At 72.4% G+C, this 23,230-nt stretch carries 25 protein-coding genes, 1 tRNA gene and 1 riboswitch; of the genes, 20 read left to right on the forward strand and 6 right to left on the reverse strand.

Annotated features, from left to right (window positions below; all coding sequences use genetic code 11):
- Positions 1–5: 5 nt before the first annotated feature.
- Both ACF1GV_RS11580 and ACF1GV_RS11585 read left to right on the forward strand, forming a co-directional pair.
- Positions 6–914 (forward strand): ATP-binding cassette domain-containing protein, encoded by a 909-nt coding sequence (locus tag ACF1GV_RS11580; RefSeq protein WP_391678721.1) that lies wholly within the window; start codon positions 6–8, stop codon positions 912–914.
- A 1-nt stretch (position 915) separates the two neighbouring features.
- On the forward strand, positions 916–1,818 hold the full coding sequence (locus tag ACF1GV_RS11585) for a sugar phosphate isomerase/epimerase (protein ID WP_363264002.1): 903 nt from the start codon (positions 916–918) through the stop codon (positions 1,816–1,818).
- Between the two features lie 59 nt (positions 1,819–1,877).
- On the opposite strand, the gene ACF1GV_RS11590 is transcribed toward ACF1GV_RS11585, so the two are convergent.
- Complete coding sequence (locus ACF1GV_RS11590; RefSeq protein WP_391678718.1) at positions 1,878–2,483, reverse strand: hypothetical protein; 606 nt, start codon at positions 2,481–2,483, stop codon at positions 1,878–1,880.
- Between ACF1GV_RS11590 and ACF1GV_RS11595 the strand changes: the two genes are divergently transcribed.
- Complete coding sequence (locus ACF1GV_RS11595; RefSeq protein ID WP_391678716.1) at positions 2,389–3,420, forward strand: serine hydrolase domain-containing protein; 1,032 nt, start codon at positions 2,389–2,391, stop codon at positions 3,418–3,420. The genes ACF1GV_RS11590 and ACF1GV_RS11595 overlap by 95 nt on opposite strands.
- Before the next feature lie 268 nt (positions 3,421–3,688).
- Here the strand turns inward: ACF1GV_RS11595 and ACF1GV_RS11600 are convergent, their stop codons facing one another.
- The 3 genes from ACF1GV_RS11600 to ACF1GV_RS11610 form a co-directional block, all read right to left on the reverse strand.
- On the reverse strand, positions 3,689–4,693 hold the full coding sequence (locus ACF1GV_RS11600) for a Gfo/Idh/MocA family oxidoreductase (RefSeq protein ID WP_391678715.1): 1,005 nt from the start codon (positions 4,691–4,693) through the stop codon (positions 3,689–3,691).
- A gap of 62 nt (positions 4,694–4,755) precedes the next feature.
- Complete coding sequence (locus ACF1GV_RS11605; protein ID WP_391678713.1) at positions 4,756–5,532, reverse strand: SDR family oxidoreductase; 777 nt, start codon at positions 5,530–5,532, stop codon at positions 4,756–4,758.
- A gap of 28 nt (positions 5,533–5,560) precedes the next feature.
- Complete coding sequence (locus tag ACF1GV_RS11610; protein WP_391678711.1) at positions 5,561–6,718, reverse strand: phytanoyl-CoA dioxygenase family protein; 1,158 nt, start codon at positions 6,716–6,718, stop codon at positions 5,561–5,563.
- A gap of 144 nt (positions 6,719–6,862) precedes the next feature.
- Here ACF1GV_RS11610 and ACF1GV_RS11615 point away from each other — a divergent pair, with 144 nt between their 5' ends.
- Entirely contained in the window at positions 6,863–7,894 is a 1,032-nt protein-coding gene (locus tag ACF1GV_RS11615; RefSeq protein ID WP_391678709.1) for a LacI family DNA-binding transcriptional regulator, read from the forward strand.
- A 29-nt stretch (positions 7,895–7,923) separates the two neighbouring features.
- The gene (locus ACF1GV_RS11620) at positions 7,924–8,502 is read left to right on the forward strand and encodes a poly-gamma-glutamate hydrolase family protein (protein ID WP_391678708.1); all 579 of its coding nucleotides are present in this window, start codon (positions 7,924–7,926) and stop codon (positions 8,500–8,502) included.
- 3 nt (positions 8,503–8,505) lie between these two features.
- On the opposite strand, the gene ACF1GV_RS11625 is transcribed toward ACF1GV_RS11620, so the two are convergent.
- Complete coding sequence (locus tag ACF1GV_RS11625) at positions 8,506–9,663, reverse strand: Gfo/Idh/MocA family protein (RefSeq protein WP_391678707.1); 1,158 nt, start codon at positions 9,661–9,663, stop codon at positions 8,506–8,508.
- 115 nt (positions 9,664–9,778) lie between these two features.
- Between ACF1GV_RS11625 and ACF1GV_RS11630 the strand changes: the two genes are divergently transcribed.
- Positions 9,779–10,825 (forward strand): LacI family DNA-binding transcriptional regulator, encoded by a 1,047-nt coding sequence (locus tag ACF1GV_RS11630; RefSeq protein WP_391678705.1) that lies wholly within the window; start codon positions 9,779–9,781, stop codon positions 10,823–10,825.
- On the opposite strand, the gene ACF1GV_RS11635 is transcribed toward ACF1GV_RS11630, so the two are convergent.
- Positions 10,819–11,163, reverse strand: a complete 345-nt coding sequence (locus tag ACF1GV_RS11635) for a cupin domain-containing protein (RefSeq protein ID WP_391678703.1) — start codon at positions 11,161–11,163, stop codon at positions 10,819–10,821. The genes ACF1GV_RS11630 and ACF1GV_RS11635 overlap by 7 nt on opposite strands.
- Before the next feature lie 286 nt (positions 11,164–11,449).
- On the opposite strand from ACF1GV_RS11635, the gene ACF1GV_RS11640 reads away from it, so the two are divergent.
- The 14 genes from ACF1GV_RS11640 to ACF1GV_RS11705 all read left to right on the forward strand — a co-directional run bounded on the left by ACF1GV_RS11640 (position 11,450) and on the right by ACF1GV_RS11705 (position 22,753).
- Positions 11,450–11,968, forward strand: a complete 519-nt coding sequence (locus ACF1GV_RS11640; protein WP_391678701.1) for a hypothetical protein — start codon at positions 11,450–11,452, stop codon at positions 11,966–11,968.
- 188 nt (positions 11,969–12,156) lie between these two features.
- A complete protein-coding gene (locus tag ACF1GV_RS11645) occupies positions 12,157–14,172 on the forward strand; it encodes a TerD family protein (protein ID WP_391678699.1) in 2,016 nt (671 codons plus the stop codon).
- A 114-nt stretch (positions 14,173–14,286) separates the two neighbouring features.
- Positions 14,287–14,649 carry an ArsR/SmtB family transcription factor gene (locus ACF1GV_RS11650; RefSeq protein WP_391678698.1) on the forward strand — a complete coding sequence of 121 codons (363 nt, stop codon included), beginning with the start codon at positions 14,287–14,289 and terminating at the stop codon, positions 14,647–14,649.
- The gene (locus ACF1GV_RS11655) at positions 14,646–15,278 is read left to right on the forward strand and encodes an SRPBCC family protein (protein ID WP_391678696.1); all 633 of its coding nucleotides are present in this window, start codon (positions 14,646–14,648) and stop codon (positions 15,276–15,278) included. Before ACF1GV_RS11650 ends, ACF1GV_RS11655 begins: the two co-directional genes overlap by 4 nt.
- A gap of 90 nt (positions 15,279–15,368) precedes the next feature.
- Positions 15,369–15,442, forward strand: a tRNA-Pro gene (locus tag ACF1GV_RS11660).
- Between the two features lie 156 nt (positions 15,443–15,598).
- Positions 15,599–15,715 carry a putative leader peptide gene (locus ACF1GV_RS11665; RefSeq protein WP_361628884.1) on the forward strand — a complete coding sequence of 39 codons (117 nt, stop codon included), beginning with the start codon at positions 15,599–15,601 and terminating at the stop codon, positions 15,713–15,715.
- A gap of 194 nt (positions 15,716–15,909) precedes the next feature.
- On the forward strand, positions 15,910–16,791 hold the full coding sequence (locus ACF1GV_RS11670) for a glutathione S-transferase C-terminal domain-containing protein (RefSeq protein WP_391678695.1): 882 nt from the start codon (positions 15,910–15,912) through the stop codon (positions 16,789–16,791).
- Between the two features lie 38 nt (positions 16,792–16,829).
- A riboswitch (SAM riboswitch) is annotated at positions 16,830–16,939 on the forward strand.
- Positions 16,940–16,970: 31 nt separating this feature from the next.
- On the forward strand, positions 16,971–17,120 hold the full coding sequence (locus ACF1GV_RS11675; protein ID WP_363263988.1) for a hypothetical protein: 150 nt from the start codon (positions 16,971–16,973) through the stop codon (positions 17,118–17,120).
- 192 nt (positions 17,121–17,312) lie between these two features.
- Positions 17,313–18,293 (forward strand): amino acid ABC transporter permease, encoded by a 981-nt coding sequence (locus ACF1GV_RS11680; protein ID WP_391678693.1) that lies wholly within the window; start codon positions 17,313–17,315, stop codon positions 18,291–18,293.
- Between the two features lie 56 nt (positions 18,294–18,349).
- Positions 18,350–19,375, forward strand: a complete 1,026-nt coding sequence (locus tag ACF1GV_RS11685; RefSeq protein WP_391678691.1) for an ABC transporter substrate-binding protein — start codon at positions 18,350–18,352, stop codon at positions 19,373–19,375.
- Positions 19,376–19,472: 97 nt separating this feature from the next.
- A complete protein-coding gene (locus ACF1GV_RS11690; protein ID WP_391679662.1) occupies positions 19,473–19,559 on the forward strand; it encodes a putative leader peptide in 87 nt (28 codons plus the stop codon).
- 106 nt (positions 19,560–19,665) lie between these two features.
- Positions 19,666–20,868 carry an LLM class flavin-dependent oxidoreductase gene (locus ACF1GV_RS11695; protein WP_391678688.1) on the forward strand — a complete coding sequence of 401 codons (1,203 nt, stop codon included), beginning with the start codon at positions 19,666–19,668 and terminating at the stop codon, positions 20,866–20,868.
- 19 nt (positions 20,869–20,887) lie between these two features.
- Positions 20,888–22,264 carry an NtaA/DmoA family FMN-dependent monooxygenase gene (locus tag ACF1GV_RS11700; RefSeq protein WP_391678686.1) on the forward strand — a complete coding sequence of 459 codons (1,377 nt, stop codon included), beginning with the start codon at positions 20,888–20,890 and terminating at the stop codon, positions 22,262–22,264.
- Between the two features lie 42 nt (positions 22,265–22,306).
- Positions 22,307–22,753 (forward strand): GNAT family N-acetyltransferase, encoded by a 447-nt coding sequence (locus ACF1GV_RS11705; RefSeq protein ID WP_391678684.1) that lies wholly within the window; start codon positions 22,307–22,309, stop codon positions 22,751–22,753.
- The last annotated feature ends 477 nt before the right edge of the window (positions 22,754–23,230 follow it).

Here is a 23,230-nt window from a genome sequence, read left to right on the forward strand (position 1 = left end):
GTGACATGACCAGCAGCGGAACACACGGCGCGATCCTCGCGGACACCGTGCCCGAGAAGGACACGCCCCTCGTCGAACTGCGCGCGGCCGGCAAGTCCTACGGCAACATCCGCGCCCTGCACGGCGTGGACCTGAACGTCTTCCCCGGCCGGGTGACCTGCGTCCTCGGCGACAACGGCGCAGGCAAGTCCACCCTCATCAAAATCATCTCGGGGCTGCACCAGCACACCGAGGGCGAGTTCCTCGTGGACGGGCAGCCGGTGCGCTTCAGCACCCCGCGCGAGGCCCTCGACCGCGGTATCGCCACCGTCTACCAGGATCTCGCGACCGTCCCGCTGATGCCGGTGTGGCGCAACTTCTTCCTCGGGTCCGAGATGACCAAGGGCCCCTGGCCGGTCCGCCGCCTCGACATCGGCCGCATGAAGAAGACGGCCGACCAGGAGCTGCGCAACATGGGCATCGTCCTGGACGACCTGGAACAGCCCATCGGCACCCTGTCCGGCGGCCAGCGCCAGTGCGTGGCCATCGCCCGCGCCGTCTACTTCGGCGCCCGGGTGCTCATCCTGGACGAGCCGACCGCCGCCCTCGGTGTCAAGCAGTCCGGCGTGGTCCTGAAGTACATCGCCGCCGCCCGCGACCGCGGCCTCGGCGTCATCTTCATCACCCACAACCCCCACCACGCCTACATGGTCGGTGACCAGTTCAACGTGCTGCGCCTGGGCACCCTGGAGCTGTCCGCCGCCCGCAGCGAGGTCGGCCTGGAGGAGCTGACCAACCACATGGCCGGCGGCACCGAGCTCGCCGCCCTCAAGCACGAACTCTCCCAGGTCCGGGGCGTCGACGTGGAAGGACTCCCCGAGGCGCAGGACCTCTCCGCACCCGTGGCGGCCCCCACGTCGGAAGGAACCCCCTGACATGCCCGCTGCTCTGAGCCGCATCCGGGTCGGCTCCGCCCCCGACTCCTGGGGGGTGTGGTTCCCCGACGATCCCGCCCAGGTGCCCTGGCAGCGCTTCCTCGACGAGGTCGCCGAGGCCGGCTACGAGTGGATCGAGCTCGGTCCCTACGGCTACCTGCCCACCGACCCGGCCCGGCTCACCGACGAGGTGCGGGCCCGCGGCCTGAAGGTGTCCGCGGGCACCGTCTTCACCGGCCTGCACCGCGGCCTGTCGGTGTGGGACGCCACCTGGGAGCACGTCGCCAAGGTCGCGGCCCTCACCCAGGCCATGGGCGCGCGGCACCTCGTCGTCATCCCGTCCTTCTGGCGCGACGACAAGACCGCCGAGATCCTGGAGCCGCCGGAGCTGACGACCGAGCAGTGGGCCTACCTCACCAAGGGCATGGAGCGCCTCGGACACGAGGTGAAGGAGACCTACGGCCTGGACATCGTCGTCCACCCGCACGCCGACACCCATATCGACACCGAGGCCCACGTCGAGCGCTTCCTCGACTCCACCGATTCCGACCTCGTCAACCTGTGCCTGGACACCGGGCACTACGCCTACTGCGGCGGCGACAGCGTCAAGCTCATCGAGACCTACGGCGAGCGCATCGGCTATCTGCACCTCAAGCAGGTCGACCCCGGCATCCTCGCCGACGTCGTGGCCGATGGGGTGCCCTTCGGTCCGGCGGTCCAGCGCGGAGTGATGTGCGAACCACCGTCCGGCGTGCCGGAGTTGGAGCCGGTGCTGGTGGCGGCACAGAAGCTGGGCGTGGACCTGTTCGCCATCGTCGAGCAGGACATGTATCCCTGCGAGCCGGACAAGCCCCTGCCGATCGCGGTCCGCACCCGCCGCTTCCTGCGCTCCTGCGGAGCCTGAGCGCACGGCGGAACGGGCGGGGCGCCCGCTGGCCGACAGGACGTGACGGGCGGGCGCTCCTATGCTGGGTGTAGCCGGTGTGACCGCTGGGGCCACTGGTGCACCAGGGTGTCGGTCCGTGTCCCACGGCCTCGCTCCCGCCGCCTTCCACGACGTTCGCGGGGCGTCCCCTTCCGCCGTCTCACGGGGAGCAAGCCCATGTCGTACGCTTCCACCCCTCTGCGCAGGGCGGCCGTCGTGGCCGCCGCGCTGGGGTTCCTCGCCGCACCGGTCGCCGGCGGGGTGGCCGTCGCGCTGCCGACCGCCGCCCCCACGCCGCCGTCGCCGTACGGCCCGTCCTCGGCGCCCCTGTCCACCTCGCCGTCCTCCTCCGGGGCGACCTCGCCGTCGCCGTCCCCATCGACGTCGACGTCGCCGTCGACGCCGGCGTCCGTCTCGCCATCGGCCTCCCCGTCCGTCTCCCCGTCGGCCTCGGTCTCGCCGTCCGTCTCGCCGTCCCCGTCCGGGAACGAGGTCCGGGCGCTCACGCCCGCCGTGCAGCGGGCTCTCGACGCCGCCGTGCAGCGGGTGATGCACCAGGCGAAGATCCCCGGCGTGACGGTCGGCGTGTGGACGCCCCACCAGGGGCAGTACGTCAAGTCCTTCGGCGTCGCCGACAAGAGCACCGGCCGCAAGATGTCGCCCGACCTCTACATGCGCATCGGCAGCGAGACGAAGACCTTCACCGTCACGGCGGTGCTGCAACTCGTCGACCAGGGCAAGATCGGCCTGGACGACACCATTGACAAGTACATCAGCGGCGTGCCCAACGGCGACAAGATCACCATCCGGCAGCTGGCCGGCATGCGCAGCGGGCTGTTCAACTACTCGGCGGACGAGGACTTCTACAAGGCGCTCACCTCCGACCCGAAACGCCCCTTCACCCCGCAACAGCTGCTCGGCTACTCCTTCAAGCACCCCGTGCTCTTCCCGCCGGGCCAGCAGTTCTACTACTGCAACACCAACCTGATCCTGCTCGGCCTGGTCGTCGAGAAGGAGAGCGGGCAGAAGCTGAACGACTACATCCAGCAGAAGATCCTCGACCCGGTGGGCCTGAAGCACACGCTCTTCCCGACCGGCAACGAGTTCCCGACGCCGCACTCGCAGGGGTACACCAACCAGACGGCGACCGGGAAGGTCGAGGACTCCGCCGACTGGGACCCCTCCTGGGGCTGGGCGGCCGGCGCGATGATCTCCCAGCTGGACGACCTGCGGGTGTGGGCCCGCACGGTGGCCACCGGCAAGCTGCCGAACGGCGGTGACATGATCAGCCCCGCGACGCAGCAGCAGCGGCTGACGACGCCCGCGACCCCGATCGCCGGCACCGGCTACGGACTCGGCATCTTCAATGTGCAGGGCTGGATCGGGCACAACGGCTCCCTGCCCGGCTACGAGTCCCTCACCATCTATCTGCCGGCCGCGCAGGCGACGGTCGTCGTGGTGCTGAACACCGACATCAACTACAAGAACCAGGAGCCCAGCACCCTCTTCGGCCAGGCCGTGACCCGGATCGTCTCCCCGGACCACGTGTTCGACCTGCCGGCGCAACCGGTGGCGCGGTGAGTTCGTCGCACGACTACGGCTGAGCCCCGACCGGAGCGCCGGCCGGGGCCCCGCCACGGTTCGGGTGCGGTGTGCTTCCGGCCATGCCTGTTCCGGTCCCGCGCGGGGGAGGTGCGCTCACGCGCCTCCGTCCTGCCGAAGCGCTCACGCGCCTCCGCCCTGCCGAAGGCCAGGCGCCGCGTACCTTCGCGGTCGCCTGTTCCGTGTCCCGCAGGGGGTCAGGTGCCGCATACCTCCGCAGGCGCCCGTCCGCCCCCCCGGCCGGGAGTCACGCCCCGCGTACCTCCGCGAGTGTCACCGGCCGGTGCTCGTGCCGGGACAGGGTGCATGCCTCCGCGATCCAGCCCGCCTCCAGCGCGTCCTCGATCGTGCACGGAGAGGGCCGGGTGCCGGCGATCAGCTCGGTGAATGCGGCGAGTTCGGCGCGGTAGGCCGCGGTGAAGCGATCCATGAAGAAGTCGTGCGGGACACCGGAGGGGAAGGTGACACCGGGCTCGGCCGAGCGCAGCGGCAGCTTGTCGTCGAGGCCCACGGCGAGGGAGTCCTCGAACCCGTGCAGCTCCATGCGGACGTCGTAACCACGGCCGTTGTGCCGGGAGTTGGAGACCACCGCGATGGTGCCGTCGTCGAGGGTGAGCAGCGCGCCGGTGGTGTCGGCGTCACCGGCCTGCCGGATGTAGTCGGCGCCCCGGTTGCCGCCGACGGCGTACACCTCGGTCACCTCGCGGCCGGTCACCCAGCGGATGATGTCGAAGTCGTGCACGGAGCAGTCCCGGAAGATGCCCCCGGACGCGGCGACGTAGGCGGCCGGAGGCGGCGCCGGGTCGAGGGTGGTCGACCGCACGGTGTGCAGCTTGCCGAGTTCCCCGGCCCGGACGGCGGCGCGTGCGGCGGTGAACCCGGCGTCGAAGCGCCGGTTGAAGCCGATCTGCACCGGCACGTCGCTGCCCTTGACGGCGCGCAGCACCTCGACGCCCTCGGCGATGGTCCGGGCGACCGGCTTCTCACAGAACACGGGCACGCCGGCCGTCACGCCGGCCCGGATCAGTGCCGGGTGGGCGTCGGTGGCCGCGGCGACGACGATGCCGTCCACCCCGGAGGCCAGCAGGGCCTCGGGAGAGTCGGCGACCTCGGCGCCGAACCGCTCGGCGGCGGCCTTGGCGGCGTCCGCCACGGGATCGGTGACGACGAGGGACTCGACGGCGTCGAGCCCGGACAGGGTCTCGGCGTGGAAGGCCCCGATGCGGCCGAGGCCGAGGATTCCGATACGCATGGTGCTCCTTGAGAGAGAACTCGAAAGAGGAAGAGGAGTGTGCCGGTCGGTCCGGTTGCCGGTCAGTCCAGTCCGCCGAGGACGTTCTGGTCCCAGTCGATCACCGAACCGGTGACCACCCCGGACCGCTCGGACAGCAGGAAGACCACGAAGTCGGCGATCTCGTCGGGCCGGCCGAGCCGCCCCATCGGCAGCCGTGCCGCCGCCTGCTCCTGCCAGTCGTCGCCCGCCCCGTGGAAGGCCCGCTGGGTGGCGTCCTCGCCCTCGGTCGCGGTCCAGCCGATGTTCAGGCCGTTGATCCGGATGCGGTCGTAGCGGTGGGCGTGCGCCGCGTTGCGGGTCAGTCCCGCCAGCCCCGCCTTCGCGGCCACGTACGGCGCGAGGAACGGCTGCCCACCGTGCGCCGACGACGTGATGACGTTGACGATCGTGCCGGACGCCCTGCGGGACAGCATGTCGGCGACGGCCGCCTGCATCGCGAAGAACGGCCCCCTGAGATTGACGGCGATGTGCTGGTCGAACAGCTCGGGCGTGGTGTCGAGCAGTGTGCCGCGCGCGGTGAGCCCGGCGGAGTTCACCAGGCAGTCGATGCGGCCCCAGGCGTCCACCACCGCGGCCACCGCCGCCCTCGCCTGCTCCGCGTCGGCCAGATCGGCCCGCACGTACAGCGCCTTCCCGCCGCCGGCCGTGAGTTCCGCGACCAGTGCCTCGCCCGGCTCGGGGCGGCGTCCGGTGACGGCCACGGCCGCGCCCTCACGGACCGCCGCCCGGGCGACGGCCGCGCCGACGCCCTGGCTGCCGCCGTTGACCAGCACGACCTTGTCGTCGAGCAGTCCCATATCTCTCCTTGCTCCCTCGTCTTCCGTGTCAGCTCGTGCGCCGTCGCCCGGCGCCCGCGCGCAGTTCCTCGCGCAGTGTCCCGGGGCTCCACTCCCCGGCGAGCGCACGCCGCAGCAGATCGGCCTGTGACGGCGGGGCGAGCCCCTCCACCGGCGGGTCGCGGTCCAGGTTGGTGGGGAAGGGGTAGCCCTCGGCGCTCGCGGCGATCACGTGCTCCAGCCACGCCTCGCCCACACCCTCGGCCCTGCGCTTGAGCAGCACCGGGTAGACGGCGTTCACGACCGCCTCCCGGTCCACGCTCTCCATGGCCCGCCCGAACGCGGAGGACACCTGGAGCAGGTTGGCCGTGCGCCGGATGTCCGCCGAGCGGTTGGTGCCGGCCGCGTGGAAGAGGGCCGGGTTGAAGAAGACCGCGTCCCCCTTGGCGAGCGGCAGCTGCACATGGTGCTCCGCGAAGTACGCCCGGAACTCCGGCAGCCGCCAGGCCAGATACCCGGGCACGTACAGCTGGGAGTAGGGCAGGTACAGCGTCGGCCCGGACTCCACCGGCATGTCGCAGTGCGCGACGGCACCCTGCAGGGTGAGCGCGGGGGAGAGACGGTGCACATGCGCCGGGTAGGCCGCGGCGGTCTCGCCCGCCAGGAAGCCCAGGTGGTAGTCGCGATGCGGCTGCTGCGCCTCGCCGCCCGGGTTGACCACGTTGACCTGGGAGGTGACCTGGTAGGCGGGACCGAGCCAGGCCCGGGAGACCAGCGCCACGACCTCGTTCGCGTAGTACGCGGCGAACGCTTCCGCGTCGTACAGCGCGGCCTTCTCCAGGGCGTTCCACACCCGGTCGTTGGCGCCCGGGCGCGCGAAGTGGTCACCGCCCGTCCGGCCCGCGGCGCGCTGCTCGGCGATCAGCGCATCGAAGACGGCGGTGAGCCGGTCGACGACGGCGGGGTCCGGGAAGGCGCCCCGGAAGACGGCGACCCCGGGGCCGTCGGCGAGGACGCGGACGATCTCGGCCTGGATGTCGCGGCCGGAGCCGAGCTGCCCGGCGTCGTAGAGCGGCACGTTGTGCTCGACGGCGGCGGCGTGCGGACAGTCGGCGGGGTCGGTGGTCCGCTCGATCAGGGTACGGAAGGCGGTCAGGTCGCAGTCCGGCTCGGACAGCCAGGCGCGCTGTGGTGCGGTGGCGGACATCGCGGTCCCTTCGGTTCATGGCGCGACGCGTGCTCCATGGTGCAAGGTGCGGGTCACTGAGCGGCGCGGCTCTGTCATTCTTGTCAGGACAAACACGGCGAACAACCGGCAGGCAGCCATCAAAAACCCCTCAAGGAGCCGACCGTGGGCCACCCCTTCCCGATCAAGGAGATCGCACGTCAGGCCGGTCTGAGCGAGGCCACGGTCGACCGGGTGCTCAACGGCCGCGGCGGGGTCCGCGCGTCCACCACGCAGGAGGTGCACCGGGCCATCGCCGACCTGGACCGGCAGCGCACCCAGGTCCGGCTGATCGGCCGCACCTTCATGATCGACATCGTGATGCAGGCACCGGAGCGGTTCTCCACCGCCGTACGCGCCGCTCTGGAGGCGGAGCTGCCGTCCCTGCACCCGGCGGTGCTGCGCTCCCGCTTCCACTTCCGCGAGACCGGGCCGGTCGAGGAGCAGGTTCGCGTCCTGGACCGGATCGCGCGCAGGGGCTCCCAGGGGGTGCTGCTCAAGGCGCCGGACGTCCCTGAGATCACCGCCGCCGTCGGTCGCCTCACCGCAGCGGGCATCCCCGTGATCACCCTCGCCACCGACCTGCCGGCCAGCACCCGGCTCGGTTACGTAGGCATCGACAACCGCGCCGCCGGCGCCACCGCCGCCTATCTGATGGGCCAGTGGCTCGGCGACCGGCCCGGCAACGTCCTCACCAGCCTCAGCAGCGGCTTCTTCCGCAACGAGGAGGAGCGCGAGATGGGGTTCCGCAGCGCCATGCGCGCCCGGCATCCGGGGCGCGTCCTCGTCGAGATCGCCGAGGGCCAGGGACTCGACGCGACCCAGTACGACCTCGTGCGGGCCGCCCTGGAGCGCGACCCGGACATCCGTGCCGTGTACTCGATCGGCGGCGGCAACATCGCCACGCTCCAGGCCTTCGCCGACCTCGGCCGCGCGTGCGCCGTGTTCGTCGCCCACGACCTCGACCACGACAACACCCGCCTGCTGCGCGAACACCGCCTGTCCGCCGTCCTCCACCACGACCTGCGCCAGGACCTGCGCGAGGCCTGCCACCTGGTGATGCGGGCCCACGGCGCGCTCCCGCCGGCCGGGCCGACCCTGCCGTCCGCGATCCAGGTCGTCACTCCGTTCAACATGCCGCCGCAGGCCGCCCGATGACCGGCGCGGGCCGCACGCGGACCGAGCGCGTGACGATCGAGGGCGTCGACTTCAGGGTCACCCTGACCCCCGGCGGCGGCATCGGCCTGCTCGCGCTGCACGCCAGCGTCGAGGGCGGCACCGGCGAACTCGCGGACGAACTGGCGGAGCGGTGCGGGGCGGCGCGACTGGTGTTCCGGCAGAGCGACGGGGAACCGGTGCACATCACCTCGGCACGGATGGCGGCCGCCCCGTGCGGCCTGCTGCGCGACTTCCTCGCCCGCGTCGACGTCGTCGTATCGCTGCACGGGCATCTGCGGAAGGCCGCGCCCCGCTCGATCTTCCTCGGCGGGGCCGACCGGAGCGCGGCGCACCTGATGGCGGGCGGGCTACAGGCGCTGCGGCCCCGGTTCGAGCCGGTCACCGACCTGGCGCTGATCCCCGCCGCCCTGCGGGGCGTCCACCCCGGCAACCCGGTGAACATGGCCGGCGGCCCGGGCGTGCAGGTGGAGCTGCCGCTTCTGGCCCGCACCACCGTCCCGGGCGGCGCGGACATGCCGCCGCGCGATGTCGCCGACGCACTCGCCGACGGCGTACGACGGCTGCGGGTGCTGGCGCGGAAAGCGTGACGGTCACTGCCGGAGCGTGACCCACGCCCCGGTCTCGGCGGACCGTGTCATCGCGTCCAGCACGGTCGCGTTGTGCACGGCGTCCGTGAGGGTCGCCCCGTGCGGGGTGCCCTCGGCGATGGAGCGCAGGAAGCGGTGGCACTCGATGACCTTCAGGTCGTCGTAGCCCATGGCGTTGGCGGCGCCGGGCTGGAACGCGCCGTACTCGCCGGCGCCCGGGCCGACGTACACCGTGCTCACCGGCTGGTCCTGGTAGGCCGTACCGCGGCTGACGCCCAGTTCGTTCATCCGCCGGAAGTCCCAGAAGACGGCGCCCTGGGTGCCGTGCACCTCGAAGCCGTAGGCGTTCTGCTCGCCCACGGAGACGCGGCAGGCCTCCAGTACGCCACGGGCGCCGGAGGCGAAGCGCAGCAGACAGCTGACATAGTCCTCGTTCTCCACGGGGCCGAGTGCACCGCCGGCGGCGCGCGCGTGGCCGGCGGTGGCACCGGTGGGCCGGGCCCGCTCGGGCAGGAAGATCGCGGTGTCGGCGGTCAGGGCGGTGATGTCGCCGAGCAGGTACCGGGCGAGGTCCACGCCGTGCGAGGCCAGGTCGCCGAGCACCCCGTTGCCGCCGCGCTCCCGCTCGTAACGCCAGGTCAGAGCGGACTCGGGGTGGGCGGCGTAGTCGCTGAACAGCCGGATGCGGACGTGCGTGACCGAGCCCAGCTCCCCTGAGGCGATCAGTTCACGGGCCGCCTCGACGGCCGGGGCATTGCGGTAGTTGAAGCCGACCGTGCCCTGCAGGCCCGCCCTGGCGGCCGCGTCGGCGACCGCGCGGGCGTCGCCGGCGCCCAGGCCGACCGGTTTCTCGATCCACAGGTGCTTGCCCGCCTCGGCCATGGCGACGCCGATCTCACGGTGCAGGAAGTTCGGCGCGGTGACGCTGACCGCCTCCACCCGCGGATCGGCGGCGACCTCACGCCAGTCACGGGTAGTGGAGGCGAACCCGAACTGCGCGGAGGCCTCCTCCGCCCGGCCCGGCACCTCCTCGGCGACGGTGACCAGGTGCGGCCGCAGGCCGAGGAGGGGGAAGTGGTGGAGCACGCGCGCGTACGCCTGGGTGTGCACCCGCCCCATCCAGCCGAACCCGACGACGGCGACCCCGAGCGTGCGTGCCATGACAGCCCTCTCGCTTTTGGACCGTTCCAAACGGCTTCTCCCGTCACCTTGTGCGGGCCTGTCCGTCCTGTCAAGCCCTTTGACAACCAGATGGCTTCATGGAACGGTCCACACCATGAGGCAGCCGACGATCCGCGATGTGGCCGAACGGGCGGGGGTGTCCAAATCGCTGGTCTCCCTCGTGCTGCGCGGCTCCGGTCAGGTGCGCCCCGAAAAGCGGGACGCGGTGCTCCAGGCGGTGCGTGAGCTCGGCTACCGGCCCAACGCCGCGGCCCGCACCCTGAGCGAACGACGCTCCCGCACCGTCGGGGTGCTCCTGCACGACCTGCGCAACCCCTGGTTCGTGGAGCTGCTCGACGGTCTCAACTCCCTGCTGCACACGGCCGGTCTGCACATGCTGCTCTCCGACGCCCGCCTCGGCCGCCGCGCGGGCCACGACGTCGCCGAACCCTTCCTCGACCTCGGGGTCGACGGCCTGGTCGTGGTCGGCACGCTGCCCGATCCGGCCGGGCTGGCGCGGGTCGCCGAACGGCTCCCGGTGGTGGTCGCGGGAGCGCGGGAGCCGGTGCTGCCGGGCGTGGACGTGGTGGCGGGAGACGACGAGCAGGGCGCCCGGCTCGCCGTGGAGCACCTGATCGGGCTGGGGCACCGCCGGATCGCGCACGTCGGCGGGCACGGCGCGGTGAGCGAGCTGCGCCGGAACGGCTACGCGTCCGCGCTGGCCGCACACGGGCTGGAGCAGCTGGTCGAGCGCGGGGATCTGACGGAGGAGGGCGGCTACCGGGCCACGGTCCGGCTGCTGAGCCGCCCCGACCGGCCCACGGCGGTCTTCGCGGTCAACGACATGACGGCGGTCGGCGTGCTGACGGCGGCCGCGGAGCTGGGACTGAACGTGCCGCGGGACGTCTCCGTGGCCGGCTACGACAACACGAGCATCTCCCGGCTCCGGCACGTCTGGCTGACCACCGCCGACAACGCCGGCCACGAGGTGGGCCGACGCGCCGCGCGCTGCCTGCTGGAACGGTTCGAGGGCCAGGCGGGCGCGGGCCGGATCCAGCTGACCGCGCCGCACCTGGAGGTGCGGGGGACGACGGGCCGGTGCCCCGCAACGGCCGGTGAAGACGTCCGCGACCGTTCCCCGAACGAGCCCAGAGGTCACTGATTGATCGCGTACACCTTGCGCAGCGTCTCGTGCACCGTCCACGTCGTGCGGTCGCCCTCGCGCAGCACCGCCATGTCGCCGGGGCCGAGGCGAAGGGTGGGTCCGCCGTCGACCTCGACCGTGGCCGATCCGCTGAGCACGACGAACATCTCGTCGGCCTCCGTGTCGGTGACGACGCCGGGCGTGATCTGCCAGACGCCGCGGACCTGGCGCCCGTCCTCGGACTCCCACACCACCTTCCCGGTCACCTCGGGCGAGCCGGAGACGATCTGGGCGGGGTCGAGCGGCTCCGGCGTCAGGTCGGCGTCCGGGACGTGCAGGGCGAAGGAGTGGATCATGCGGCGACCCTAGCGGCACGGCTCACGCGGCGGTGCTTGACACAGTGTGCGTATTGGGTCCCGCGGGCCGGACACATCGTCGTACCGGCGCGCCTGCCGGGTCCGGCCGTCGCCGGCCGTGGCATCACACCCGTGCCCCTGCGGTCCGGCCCCGGCCCGCGTGGTCATCGCAGGCGCGGCGCCTGCCGGTCAGGCCCCCCGCCCGCTGTGTTCATCGCACCCGCACACCCGCCGGTCCGGCCCCTTGCAAGTGGCAGGCGCCACGGAGCCGGGTGATCGTGAGGGCATGGCCGACTCCGACTCGCCGCCGACGGCCACCGTGTCGCGCGGCCACGACACGCGCGAAATGATCCTCTTCGGTGGTGTCTACGGCGCCGTCCTGGCCAGCTCCATGGTCGCGGCCCTCACCCAGTACGGGCACTCCTCCGCGCACAGCCGCCGCTACGACGCCCTGTGGCTGCTGATCACCGCCTTCGCCTCGGCGCTGGCCCACGGCTACGCCCACTACATCGCCGAGCGCGGCCCGCACCGCCGCGGGGACGCCCTGCGCGCCCTCGTCGACGAGTGGCCCCTGGTCACGGCCGTCCTGCCGACGGTGCTGGTGCTCGCCGGAGCCGGCTGGGGCTGGTGGCCCCCCGACGGCGTCGAATACCCGGCGTTCGCCCTCAACATCGCCCTGCTCTTCACCCTCGGCCTGACGACGGCCCGCTCGTCCCGCCGCGGCTGGCCCACGGCGTTGGCCATCGGAGCGGTGGACGCGTTGCTGGGCTTCGTGGTGGTCGTGGCGAACGCGATCATCAAGTGACGCCGGCAGCCGCCCCTGCCCCCGTTTGCCGCGGGCTGCCCCGAGCCGGCTGCGTGGGTATTACAGTCATCTGCCTGCGGCATGTCACACCGTGTCGCTCGACAGGCCTTTGGGGTCTCGACAGGCCTTCGGGGCAGTGATGTCCGCGCGCTGGGAACGCGCGGCGGTTGGGGGGCTTTGTGCAGGAAATGATCAAGGGCTCGAATGTGTCGCTGGCAGCCCTGAGCGAGGACGCCGGATCCGTGATCGTCGGGCTGGGCTGGGCCAGTCCGACCGGGGAGGGGGACGCGGACGTCTCCGTGCTGCTGCTGGACGCGAACGGCAAGGTGCGCAGCGACGCGGACTTCTACTTCTACAACAACCCGGTGGCGGCCGACGGCAGCGTGCAGCTGCTCGGCAAGACGCCCACGGACAACGGCAGCGAGGATCGCATCAGCTTCGACCTCACCGCCGTTGCGCCCGATGTCGAGCGGATCGTCGTCGCCGCGAGCCGGTACCGGGGGGCCCGGTTCGGCGAACTCGACGACGTCAGGGTGACGTTGGCCGACGCGGCCGGTGAGAACCTGCTGCGCTTCACCATCGACGACGCCGACTCGGTCGGCGCCGTCATCTTCGGCGAGCTGTACCGGCGCGGGGAGGAGTGGAAGTTCAGGGCCGTCGGCCAGGGCTACGACAGCGGCCTGGCCGGCCTGGCCACCGACTTCGGCGTCGACGTCGACGACGCGGAGGAGACGGACACCACCTCGGCGGCCGCGGTGCTGGAGGACGCGCCCGGCGACGAGCGGGCGGAGACGGCGGCCGTGCCCTCGGCGCAGGCGACACTGGAGGCGGTGCCCGCGCCTCGTCAGCCCGCCGACGAACCGGCCCCCAGGAAGTCGTCCGCGCGGCCGCGCACGGCCAAGAAGAAGATCACCCTGCCCAAGGCGGCGGTGAAGACGCTCGCCGAGAACGACTCCTGGAAGCAGGCCAAGCTCTTTCCGGTGTCGGCCCTCAAGAGCGACCGGGACCGCGAGATGCGCGCCACCTCGGTCCTGCTGTCGGTGATGGCCCAGGTGCCGGAGTTCGGCCGCAGGCTCACCGCGGCGTTCGGCGCCCCGGCCGGGCGGATGGAGACGTTCACGGAGGTCTCCCTGCCGCACGGCGACACGCCGCGCCGCCCCGACGGGGTCATCCGGGTGGAGCGCGCGGGGAAGCTGTGGACCGCGCTGGTCGAGACGAAGACCAACGGCAACCCCCTGAAGGCGGAACAGGTCCAGGCGTACATGGACATCGCCGCGCGCCGCGGCTACGAGGCGGTGATCACGCTCTCCAACGACGTGGCCCTGGAGGGAACTCCGCTCGTCGACGTCAAGGTCGACGGCCGCCGCAAGCACAAGGTCGCCCTGTGGCACCTGTCCTGGGCCGAGGTGGCGCACCAGGCGCAGCTGCTCATCCGGCACGAGGGCGTCGGCAACGCCGCGCACGCCTGGCTGCTCCAGGAGCTGCTCCACTACCTCCAGCACGAGAACTCCGGCTGCCACGGGTTCCAGAACATGGGCTCCGCCTGGGTCCCGGTGCGCAACGGCATCGACGACGAGACGCTGTGCCAGGGCGACCCCCGGGCGCTGGAGGTGGTGGAGAGCTGGGAGCGGCTGATCCGTCAGGTCTGCCTGCGGCTCGGCGGTGAGCTCGGCCAGAAGGTGCTCCCCGTGCAGCGCACCCGGCGCGGCACGGACCCGCGGGCCCGCCGCAGCGACCTCGCCGACCAGCTGTGCCTGAACGGCCGGCTGCATGCCGAACTGCGCATCGAGGGCACGCCGGGTGTCCTCGCGATCAGCGCGGACCTGCGGACCGGCAAGCTGCGCACCGCCATGGAGATCCCCGCGCCGGAGCAGGGCTATCCACTGTCCTGGGCCAAACGGCTGGTGCGGCGGCTGGCCGAGGCGCCGGCCGACCTGCATGTCGAAACCCTCGTCGACGGGGACGCCGGCGGTCCGCGGGGCACGCTGGAGCGGTTGCGCCCCGAGCCCGGTGACATGCTGCCGAAGGACAGCGGTGTGCGGATCACCGGTTTCCGGCTGTCGCTGTTCAAGGGCATGGGGAGCGGCCGGGGCAACGCGGAGTCCGGCTTCATCCGCAGCGTCGACGACGCGGTGCAGCGCTTCTTCACCACGGTGGTCGTCCATCTGGACGGCGCGGCACCCCGCCGGGCGGGCGTCAGGTAGCCCGCGGACGGTACCTGCCGCCGCCGCGTCGCCTCCCCGCTCCTCGGGGCCGGCGACGCGGCGGCAGCGTAATCACCGGTTACTTATATAAGCGCAAGCTGATAACCTCGTTCCATGCACGCCTTCGACGTCCTCGCCGACCCGGTGCGCCGCCGGATACTGGAGCTGCTGGCCGAGGGTGAGATGACCGCCGGGGCGGTCGCCGACGTCGTCCGCGTGGAGTTCGGGATATCGCAGCCCGGCGTCTCCCAGCATCTGAAGGTGCTGCGGGAGAACGGCTTCGCGACGGTCCGCGCCGCGGGTGCCCGGCGGCTGTACGCCGTCGATTCCGAGCCCTTGCGGGACATCGACGCCTGGCTGGACCGCTTCCGCCGTTTCTGGACCCCGCACCTGGACGCCCTGGCCACCGAACTCGCCCGCGGCCGCCGTGAGCGCCGGCTGCGCGGCACCGGCGAACCCCCGAGGAGCACCCCGTGATCGACGTGACCCGCCAGATCAGCAGCGTGCGCCGCACGGTCGGTCGCCGTGACTTCAAGGCGGGCGAGGCCCGCGTGGTCACCGTGAGCCGGACGTACGACGTCCCGCTCGACGACCTCTGGGACGCGTGCACCAACCCCGAGCGCATCCCCCGCTGGTTCCTCCCCGTCGAGGGAGACCTGCGCGAGGGCGGCCGCTTCCAGCTGGAGGGCCAGGCCGGCGGCACGATCGAGCGCTGCGAGGTACCCAAGGGGTTCACCGCGACCTGGGAGTACGGCGGCGAGGTCAGCTGGATCGAGCTGCGGCTGACGCCGGAGGGGGAGGGGCGGACCCGCTTCGAGCTCGACCACATCGCCCACGTCGACGACACCAAGTGGGCCGAGTTCGGGCCCGGCGCGGTCGGCGTCGGCTGGGACGGGATGCTCGTCGGCCTCACCGTGCACCTGCGCACCGGCAAGCCCGTCGATCCGGCCGAGGGCATGGCGTGGATGACCTCCGAGGAGGGCCGCCGCTTCTATGCCGAGAGCAGCGAGGCCTGGTACGCAGCGAACGTGGCGAGCGGCGAGGACGAGAGCCGGGCCCGCGAGGCCGCCGACCGCACGACGGTGGCGTACACCGGCACCGGCTGACCACAGCGCCCGCCCCGCCCGGCGGGACCACCCGCGCGGGTGGGGTAGGGTTTACCTGCGTGATCACGCGGTCCACCGCGTGCGACGCACCGGGACGTGGCGCAGCTTGGTAGCGCACTTGACTGGGGGTCAAGGGGTCGCAGGTTCAAATCCTGTCGTCCCGACGGTGCGAAGGGTCTTCGCGGGCGAGAGCCCGCGGGGGCCCTTTTCGTGTGCCGCTGCCCCTCACCCACTGACCAACCGGTGGACGCCCCCTTGACGGTGACCCGAAGTCGATCGACACTCCCGACAGGAATCCTAGTGAACAGGTAGGGAAAGGCATGAGGACTCGCGCACCGCTCCCGGCCCACGCCCGAGCGAGCCGTTCGCCCCTGCTCACCTCCCGCCGTCACATCGACCTTCTGCGTGTCTGCAGCGCCATCGGCCCGGCCGCCTGAGCCCGGGCCGGCGGCCCTTCCCGCGCTCCGCACCGTGGCCGGTGGCGGACCTACCGCTGCCCTCCGCGCCACCGCCCACGATCCCACCCCGCGTGCCCGTACCCGGCCACCGCGGCGCCCCACGGGGTGCCGCCCACCCGCCCCGCACCCGCCGCCGGTCCCCCCCCCGCGCGCGCCCGACCCCCGGGAGACCCATGTCCGTCACACCCCTCGCCGCCCACCCCTCCGTGTCGTCCGCGTCCGCCTTCCGCGGGCGGATCGGGCGGGACGCGCGCAGTGGGCACTACGCCGTGCCCCGCCGTTACCGGCTGCACGTGTCGACCGCGGCTCCCGACGGGCTGCGCATCGCCATCACGCACAGCCTGCTCGGGCTCGACGAGAGCTGTCCGGTCACCTTCCTGCCCGCCGTCCCGGACTGCCCCGACGGTGGACACGCCACGCTGCGCCCGCTGTACGAGGCCGGCGCCCACCGTTATCCGGGCCCGGCCCTTGCGCCCGTGCTCAGCGACGACTGGTCCGGGCGGATCGTCAGCACGCACGCGCGCGACATCATGCGCGACCTCGACCGGCACTTCACCTCCGGCCACCCCTCGCTCTATCCCCGGGCCGGTGCCGCCGGTATCGAGCACGTCGAGCGGCTGTGCACCGACGGCATCGAGGAGGCCGCCCAACGCGCCGGATCGGCAGCCGCCGACCCCGCCGAGCGGGCTGCGGCCCTGCGCACCCTGCTGACCGCGCTGGACGACGCCCAACGGCTGCTGGCCGGGCGCAGGTATCTCATCGGTGAGCAACTCACCGCCGCCGACATCGAGTTGTGGGTCGCGCTGGTTCAACTCGACACCGTGCACCGGCATCACCTCGACGCCGCCGCCGTGCAGCGCATCGCCGGTCACCCCGCCCTGTGGGCCCACGCCCGCCGCCTGTCCGCCCACCCGGCGTTCGGCACCCACCTCGACCTCGACTCCATCGCCCTACGCCACCACGCCCGTTGCCGCGGCCTGGAGGCCGCCGGGTCCGCCGTACAGATCCTCGACTGGGCCCGTCACGCCAGGTCCCAGCACCCGGACGGCCGTTGACAGCCGTTCGGGCAGCTGTCTTAATTACGGCCCAGAACGGTCATGAGCGTCAGCGACAAGCCCTGGCTTGCTGACCGGCAACCCTCGCTCCGCGGTGGGGTGCCCCAGGTGACGACCGGACCGGATGACGTTTCGGTAAGCGCGAGGCCCCCCGGGGCCGGAACAGTGACGGTGACGTGATGCACGCAGCTCCCAGCACGGCGGCCCGCCGCGCCGTGGGCTGCGTGCGGCCGTATGCGAACCCGCTGGTCGCCGACCGCGCCGTCGATCTCCTGCGCGTCAACAGCGCACTGTGTACCGCACCGGGCCGTGCCCGCTGCCGGGGCTGACCCCTCAGCCGTCCGCCCCGCGCTCCTTCGCCGCACCCCGCACCCGCGGTGTGCCGCCGCCCGCCCGAGCCCCCGGTCCCGTGCACCCTCCGCGCCCCGCCCGTCCCGGCAGCCGCCCCGCGCCGCCCGGACGCGGCCCCGCGCGGCCCGCCACGCCCGAGGGGCGCCGCCGACTCCCCGCCGGAGCCCACCATGAGCCACACCCAAGGCGCCGCCGTCTCCCTGGCCGCCCCGCCGGTCAGTGACAGCCCGTCAGGTAAGCAACACCCGCCGCGCGTCGTGCCGTTGCGGCATCCCGGGCGCTGGATCGCCACCGCCGTCGTGCTCGTCCTGCTCGCCCAGTTCGTCCACGGACTGGCCACCAACAGCTTCTACCAGTGGGACCGCTTCGCCTACTGGTTCTCCCGCCCCACCATCCTCGACGGCCTCCTCATCACCCTGGAGGTCACCGTCTACAGCGCGGTCCTGGGCCTGCTCGGCGGCATCCTGCTGGCGCTCGCCCGGCTGTCCAGGAGCCCGGTGCTGCGCCTGGTCAGCTGGACGTACGTCTGGGCGCTGCGGTCCATCCCGCTCATCGTCGTCCTGCTGTTCCTGTACAACTTCTCCGCCCTGTACAAGACCCTCAGCCTCGGCGTCCCCTTCGGGCCGGCCTTCCTCACCTTCGACGAGTCGCGGCTGGCCACCGACATGGTCGTCGCCGTCGTCGGCCTCAGCCTGAACGAGGCCGCCTACGCCGCCGAGGTGGTCCGCGGCGGCATCCTCTCCGTCGACCAGGGCCAGCACGACGCGGCGGCGGCCCTCGGCCTGCCCAGGAGCCGCCAGTTCACCCGGATCGTGCTGCCGCAGGCGCTGCGCTCCATCATCCCGAACTACGTCAACCAGCTGATCGGCCTCGTCAAGGGCACCTCCTTGGTCTTCTACGTCTCCCTGCTCGACCTGTTCGGCGCCGCGCAGACCATGGGCTCCACCTACCCCGGCGACATCGTGCCGCTGCTCCTGGTCGTCACCGTCTGGTACCTGCTGCTCACGAGCGCCATCTCCGTCGTGCAGTTCTACGTCGAACGGCACTACGCCCGCGGCGCCGCACGCTCCCTTCCGCCGACCCCCTTGCAGCGCCTGCGCTCCGGCCTCACCGGCCTGCGCGCGCGTGTCCGTCACGAGGCCGCCGTATGACACACCATCCGTCGTCCCCTTCCGCTCATCCCGTTCACCCAGCGACAAGGACAGCCATGACTTCCCACGTCATCCGACGCCACCTGCTGCGCGGTCTCACCGCCGCCACCGCCACCGCGCTCCTCGCCGGCTCGCTGGCCGCCTGCGGCGGGGACAGCGAGGCCGCGACCACGGCCGGCAGTGCCGCCGCCGGGACGGTGACCGTGGGACGGCTGTCCAACGGCGCGGCCAGGGAAGCCATCCTGAAGGTGAGCGAGGTGAAGTCCCTCAGCGCCGAGGTGCCCGCAGCCATCCGCAAACGCGGCACCCTCCTGGTCGGAGTCGGCGCCCTGCCGTCCGGCTTCCCGCCGTTGGCCTATGTCGGCGGCGACCAGAAGACCCTCACCGGCGCCGAACCCGACCTCGGCCGGCTGGTCGCCGCGGTCCTCGGTCTGAAGCCCGAAGTGCGCAACTCCACCTGGGAGAACATGTTCGTCGGCCTCGACAGCGGCAAGTCCGACGTCCTCTTCTCCAACGTCACCGACACCGAGGAGCGCAAGCGGAAGTACGAGTTCGCCTCCTACCGGCAGGACAACCTCGCCTTCGAGGTCCCCAAGAACGACACTTGGACGTTCGACGGCGACTACCGCACCCTCGCCGGGAAGACCGTCGCCGTCAGCAGCGGCACCAACCAGGAGCGGATCCTGCTGGAGTGGAAGAAGAAGCTGCGGAGCGAGGGCAGGAAACTCACCGTCAAGTACTACCAGGACCACAACAGCACCTACCTCGCCCTGAGCAGCGGCAAGATCGACACCTACTTCGGCCCCAACCCGGGCATCGCCTACCACGTCACACAGACCGCGAAGACCCCGCAGGCCACGCGCACCGCGGGCACCTTCTCCGGGGCGGGCGCCACCCTGCAGGGCCTGATCGCCGCCACCACGAAGAAGGACAGCGGCCTGGCCAAGCCGGTCGCCGACGCGATCAACCACCTCATCAAGAACGGCCAGTACGCGCAGTGGCTCAAGGCATGGAACCTCTCCAACGAGGCCGTCACCACCTCCCAGATCAACCCGCCCGGCCTGCCGCTGGACAACTCCTGACAACGGCAACACCCGCGCCCGCACAGGGTGTTGAACCCACGACGACCCTCGCGCGGCCCCAGCCGCCGCGCCCGCCCGCACCCCGGAGGTGACGCCCGTGCCCCGCAGCCCGCACACCGTCCGCCTCCGCACCCGGCCGCACATCGATCTGCTGCGCGTGGCCGGCGCGCTCTGTCTCGCCTGACGCCGGACCCCTTCCGGCCGGCCGCCCTCGCGGCCCTTCGTGCGCACGCGCCCCGTGGCTCCCCGGGGCCGGACGTGTCCCCACAGACCTCCAGGAAGGCATCCTCGTGTCCTCGACTCCCTCTGCTCCCCTGCACCTTGCCGTCGCCCTGGACGGCACCGGCTGGCATCCCGCCTCCTGGCGTGAGCCGGTGGCCCGGCCCCGCGACCTGTTCACCGCCGGATACTGGGCCGACCTCGTCACCGAGGCCGAACGCGGTCTGCTCGACTTCGTGACGATCGAGGACGGCCTCGGTCCGCAGTCCTCCCACTTCCTCGACCCGGACGAGCGCACCGACCAGGTCCGCGGCCGGCTCGACGCCGTGCTGATCGCCTCCCGTGTCGCACCGCTGACCTCGCACATCGGCCTGGTGCCGACCGTCATCGCCACCCACACCGAGCCGTTCCACATCTCCAAGGCCATCGCCACCCTGGACTACGTCAGCACCGGCCGGGCCGGCCTGCGCGTGCAGATCTCCGCCCGCCCCACCGAGGCCGCCCACTTCGGCCGCCGCACCATCGAGCGCATCGACGCCTACGACAGCCCCGCCGCGCGGGACGTGGTGACCGAGCTGTTCGACGAGGCCGCCGACCACGTGGAGGCCGTGCGCCGGCTGTGGGACAGCTGGGAGGACGACGCGGAGATCCGGGACGTGGCCACCGGGCGTTTCATCGACCGGGACAAGCTGCACTACATCGACTTCGAGGGCCGGCACTTCAGCGTCAAGGGCCCCTCCATCACCCCGCGCCCGCCGCAGGGCCAGCCGCTCGTCACGGCGCTCGCCCACTGGACCGTTCCCTACCGGGTGGTGGCCCGCCAGGCCGACCTCGGCTACGTCACCCCGCACGACACCGAGCAGGCCCGCGCGATCGTCGCCGAGATCCGCGCCGAGCAGGAGACCGCCGGGCGAGCCGGTCAACCCCTGCACGTCTTCGCCGACCTGGTGGTCTTCCTCGACGACGACCCGGGCGCGGCCGCCGCCCGCCGGGAGCGTCTGGACGCCGTGACCGGTGAGCCGTACACCAGCGACGCGCGGATCTTCACCGGGACGTCCACCCAACTGGCCGACCTGCTCCTTGAGTTCCAGGAAGCGGGGCTGTCCGGGTTCCGGCTGCGGCCGGCCGTCGCCGGGCACGACCTGCCCGCGATCACCCGCGGCCTGGTCCCCGAACTCCAGCGCCGGGGCGCCTTCCGCCGCGCCTACGAAGCCGACACCCTGCGCGGCCTGCTGGGCCTCGCCCGCCCCGTCAACCGCTACACCGCCGCCTGAGCCGAGGGATTCCACCGCCATGACCAAGCCGCTGAAGCAGATCCACCTGGCCGCGCACTTCCCCGGCGTCAACAACACCACCGTGTGGAGCGACCCGAAGGCCGGCAGCCACATCGAGTTCGACTCCTTCGTCCACTTCGCGAAGACCGCCGAACGCGCCAAGTTCGACTTCCTGTTCCTCGCCGAGGGCCTGCGCCTGCGCGAACACGCCGGGAAGATCTACGACCTGGACGTCGTCGGACGCCCCGACACCTTCACGGTGCTGGCGGCGCTCGCCGCCGTCACCGAGCACCTCGGCCTGACCGGCACCATCAACTCCACCTTCAACGAACCCTACGAGGTGGCCCGCCAGTTCGCGAGCCTGGACCACCTCTCCGGCGGGCGTTCCGCGTGGAACGTCGTCACCTCATGGGACGCCTTCACCGGCGAGAACTTCCGCCGCGGCGGCTTCCTGCCGCAGGAGGAGCGCTACAGCCGAGCCCAGGAGTTCCTCGCCACCGCGCACGAGCTGTTCGACTCCTGGCGGGGCGACGAGATCATCGCCGACCAGGCCACCGGCACCTTCCTGTCCGACGCCAAGGCCGGCGCGTTCGTGCACCAGGGCCGGCACTTCGACATCCACGGACGTTTCAACGTCCCGCGCTCCCCGCAGGGCCGCCCGGTGATCTTCCAGGCGGGCGACTCCGACGAGGGCCGCGAGTTCGCCGCCGCCGAGGCCGACGCCATCTTCAGCCGGTACGGCACCCTGGAGACCGGCCAGGCCTTCTACCAGGACGTCAAGCGCCGTCTCGCCAAGTACGGCCGCCGCCCCGACCAGCTGCTGATCCTGCCCGCCGCGACCTTTGTGCTCGGCGACAGCGACGCCGAGGCCGAGCAGGCGGCCCGCGAGGTGCGGCGGCAGCAGGTCAGCGGCGTCACCGCGATCCGCCACCTGGAGTTCGTCTGGAACCGGGACCTGTCCGGATACGACCCGGACGGCCCGCTGCCCGTCGTCGACCCGGACGTCGGGGACGACCACATCGCCCGGGGCCGCGCCCAGGTGCGCATGTACCGCGATCCGCTGGCCACCGCCCGCGAGTGGCGCGAGCTGGCCGAGGCCAACAACTGGTCGATCCGCGACCTCGTCATCCACACCGGCAACCGGCAGAACTTCGTCGGCTCCCCGGCCACGGTGGCGAAGGCGATCAACGACCTCGTCCAGGCCGACGCCTCCGACGGGTTCATCCTCGTCCCGCACATCACCCCCGGTGGCCTGGACGAGTTCGCCGACACCGTCGTCCCGCTCCTGCAGGAACAGGGCGTCTTCCGCACCGACTACGAGGGCACGACCCTCCGCGACCACCTGGGCCTCGCCCACCCCGACGACGCCGTCCGGGCGGAGCGGGCGGCTTCCTGACGTTCACGGCGCCCACCACGGCTCGGGTGCCATGATCGGCCCATGACACTCGACATCACCCGGGCCACGGTGCGGGACCTGCACCAGGTGGTGGCCGACCACCCCCGCTACTGGGGCGAGCGCGACCTGCGCGCCCTGCACCAGCCCGTGTTCGTGCAGGAGTTCGGTGCCACCTGCCTCGTGGCCCGCGCCGACGACGGCATCCGCGGCTACCTCGTGGGTTTCGTCACCCCGGACCGCACCGGCTACGTCCATCTGATCGCCACCCGCGACGACAGCCGGGGCACGGGCCTGGGCCGTCGGCTGTACGAGGCGTTCACCGAGGCGGCCCGCGGCCAGGGCGCGGTGCGCCTGAAGGCGATCACCTCGCTCGGCAACAGCGGCTCGCTCGCCTTCCACCGCAGCCTCGGCTTCGAGGCGCGCGCGGAGGACGACTACGACGGGCCCGGAGAGGCGAGAATCGTGTTCACCCGCCTCCTGCCGCCCTGAGAACGCCGACGCCGGACTGTGGACCAGGGGCCCAGCCGGGGTGGTGACGTGCTGTGCGTTCGGGCGGGGCGCCACCGTCCGTCCTGCGCGGCGGGGGAGCGGGGGTTTCTCAGCAGCGGACGACCCGGGCTGCCGCAGGCCGGCGTTCGCCGTGGCCCAGCCGGGGGAGCCGGCGCCGGATGGGAAGGCCGCCGCGTGGTGTGCCGCCGCCCCGGGGGAGCTGACGGCCGCGCCTGTCGCTGCCCGAGGGCACACACCCGGCGCTGACCGGTCCGGTGCTGGCGAACTCACCGTCCGCCGACGGCGGATCGTCACCCTCGCCGCCGCCGGTCAGCAACCGGCAGATCGCCGAGGCCCCTGTCTGTGCGGTCCCGCGGCAGCCGCCTGCACGGCGCCTAGCTGTATTGACCTGAAGCGTTGTCAACGCGGCTGATCGGGGGGTGGCCGCCGAGTGCCGCCTGCCGTGAACGGTCAGCC

It is taken from the genome of Streptomyces sp. NPDC014006 (assembly GCF_043088925.1).
GTDB lineage: Bacteria > Actinomycetota > Actinomycetes > Streptomycetales > Streptomycetaceae > Streptomyces.

Bases quoted from the DNA above. Each gene is read 5' to 3' on its own strand.
- ACF1GV_RS11700 (WP_391678686.1), top strand. From the start codon at position 20,888: ATGACCAAGCCGCTGAAGCAGATCCACCTGGCCGCGCACTTCCCCGGC.
- ACF1GV_RS11645 (WP_391678699.1), top strand. From the start codon at position 12,157: ATGATCAAGGGCTCGAATGTGTCGCTGGCAGCCCTGAGCGAGGACGCC.
- ACF1GV_RS11585 (WP_363264002.1), top strand. From the start codon at position 916: ATGCCCGCTGCTCTGAGCCGCATCCGGGTCGGCTCCGCCCCCGACTCC.
- ACF1GV_RS11625 (WP_391678707.1), bottom strand. From the start codon at position 9,663: ATGGCACGCACGCTCGGGGTCGCCGTCGTCGGGTTCGGCTGGATGGGG.
- ACF1GV_RS11640 (WP_391678701.1), top strand. From the start codon at position 11,450: ATGGCCGACTCCGACTCGCCGCCGACGGCCACCGTGTCGCGCGGCCAC.
- ACF1GV_RS11685 (WP_391678691.1), top strand. From the start codon at position 18,350: ATGACTTCCCACGTCATCCGACGCCACCTGCTGCGCGGTCTCACCGCC.
- ACF1GV_RS11605 (WP_391678713.1), bottom strand. From the start codon at position 5,532: ATGGGACTGCTCGACGACAAGGTCGTGCTGGTCAACGGCGGCAGCCAG.
- ACF1GV_RS11630 (WP_391678705.1), top strand. From the start codon at position 9,779: ATGAGGCAGCCGACGATCCGCGATGTGGCCGAACGGGCGGGGGTGTCC.
- ACF1GV_RS11610 (WP_391678711.1), bottom strand. From the start codon at position 6,718: ATGTCCGCCACCGCACCACAGCGCGCCTGGCTGTCCGAGCCGGACTGC.
- ACF1GV_RS11670 (WP_391678695.1), top strand. From the start codon at position 15,910: ATGTCCGTCACACCCCTCGCCGCCCACCCCTCCGTGTCGTCCGCGTCC.
- ACF1GV_RS11665 (WP_361628884.1), top strand. From the start codon at position 15,599: ATGAGGACTCGCGCACCGCTCCCGGCCCACGCCCGAGCGAGCCGTTCG.
- ACF1GV_RS11680 (WP_391678693.1), top strand. From the start codon at position 17,313: ATGAGCCACACCCAAGGCGCCGCCGTCTCCCTGGCCGCCCCGCCGGTC.
- ACF1GV_RS11650 (WP_391678698.1), top strand. From the start codon at position 14,287: ATGCACGCCTTCGACGTCCTCGCCGACCCGGTGCGCCGCCGGATACTG.
- ACF1GV_RS11600 (WP_391678715.1), bottom strand. From the start codon at position 4,693: ATGCGTATCGGAATCCTCGGCCTCGGCCGCATCGGGGCCTTCCACGCC.
- ACF1GV_RS11705 (WP_391678684.1), top strand. From the start codon at position 22,307: ATGACACTCGACATCACCCGGGCCACGGTGCGGGACCTGCACCAGGTG.
- ACF1GV_RS11595 (WP_391678716.1), top strand. From the start codon at position 2,389: ATGCACCAGGCGAAGATCCCCGGCGTGACGGTCGGCGTGTGGACGCCC.
- ACF1GV_RS11635 (WP_391678703.1), bottom strand. From the start codon at position 11,163: ATGATCCACTCCTTCGCCCTGCACGTCCCGGACGCCGACCTGACGCCG.
- ACF1GV_RS11580 (WP_391678721.1), top strand. From the start codon at position 6: ATGACCAGCAGCGGAACACACGGCGCGATCCTCGCGGACACCGTGCCC.
- ACF1GV_RS11675 (WP_363263988.1), top strand. From the start codon at position 16,971: ATGCACGCAGCTCCCAGCACGGCGGCCCGCCGCGCCGTGGGCTGCGTG.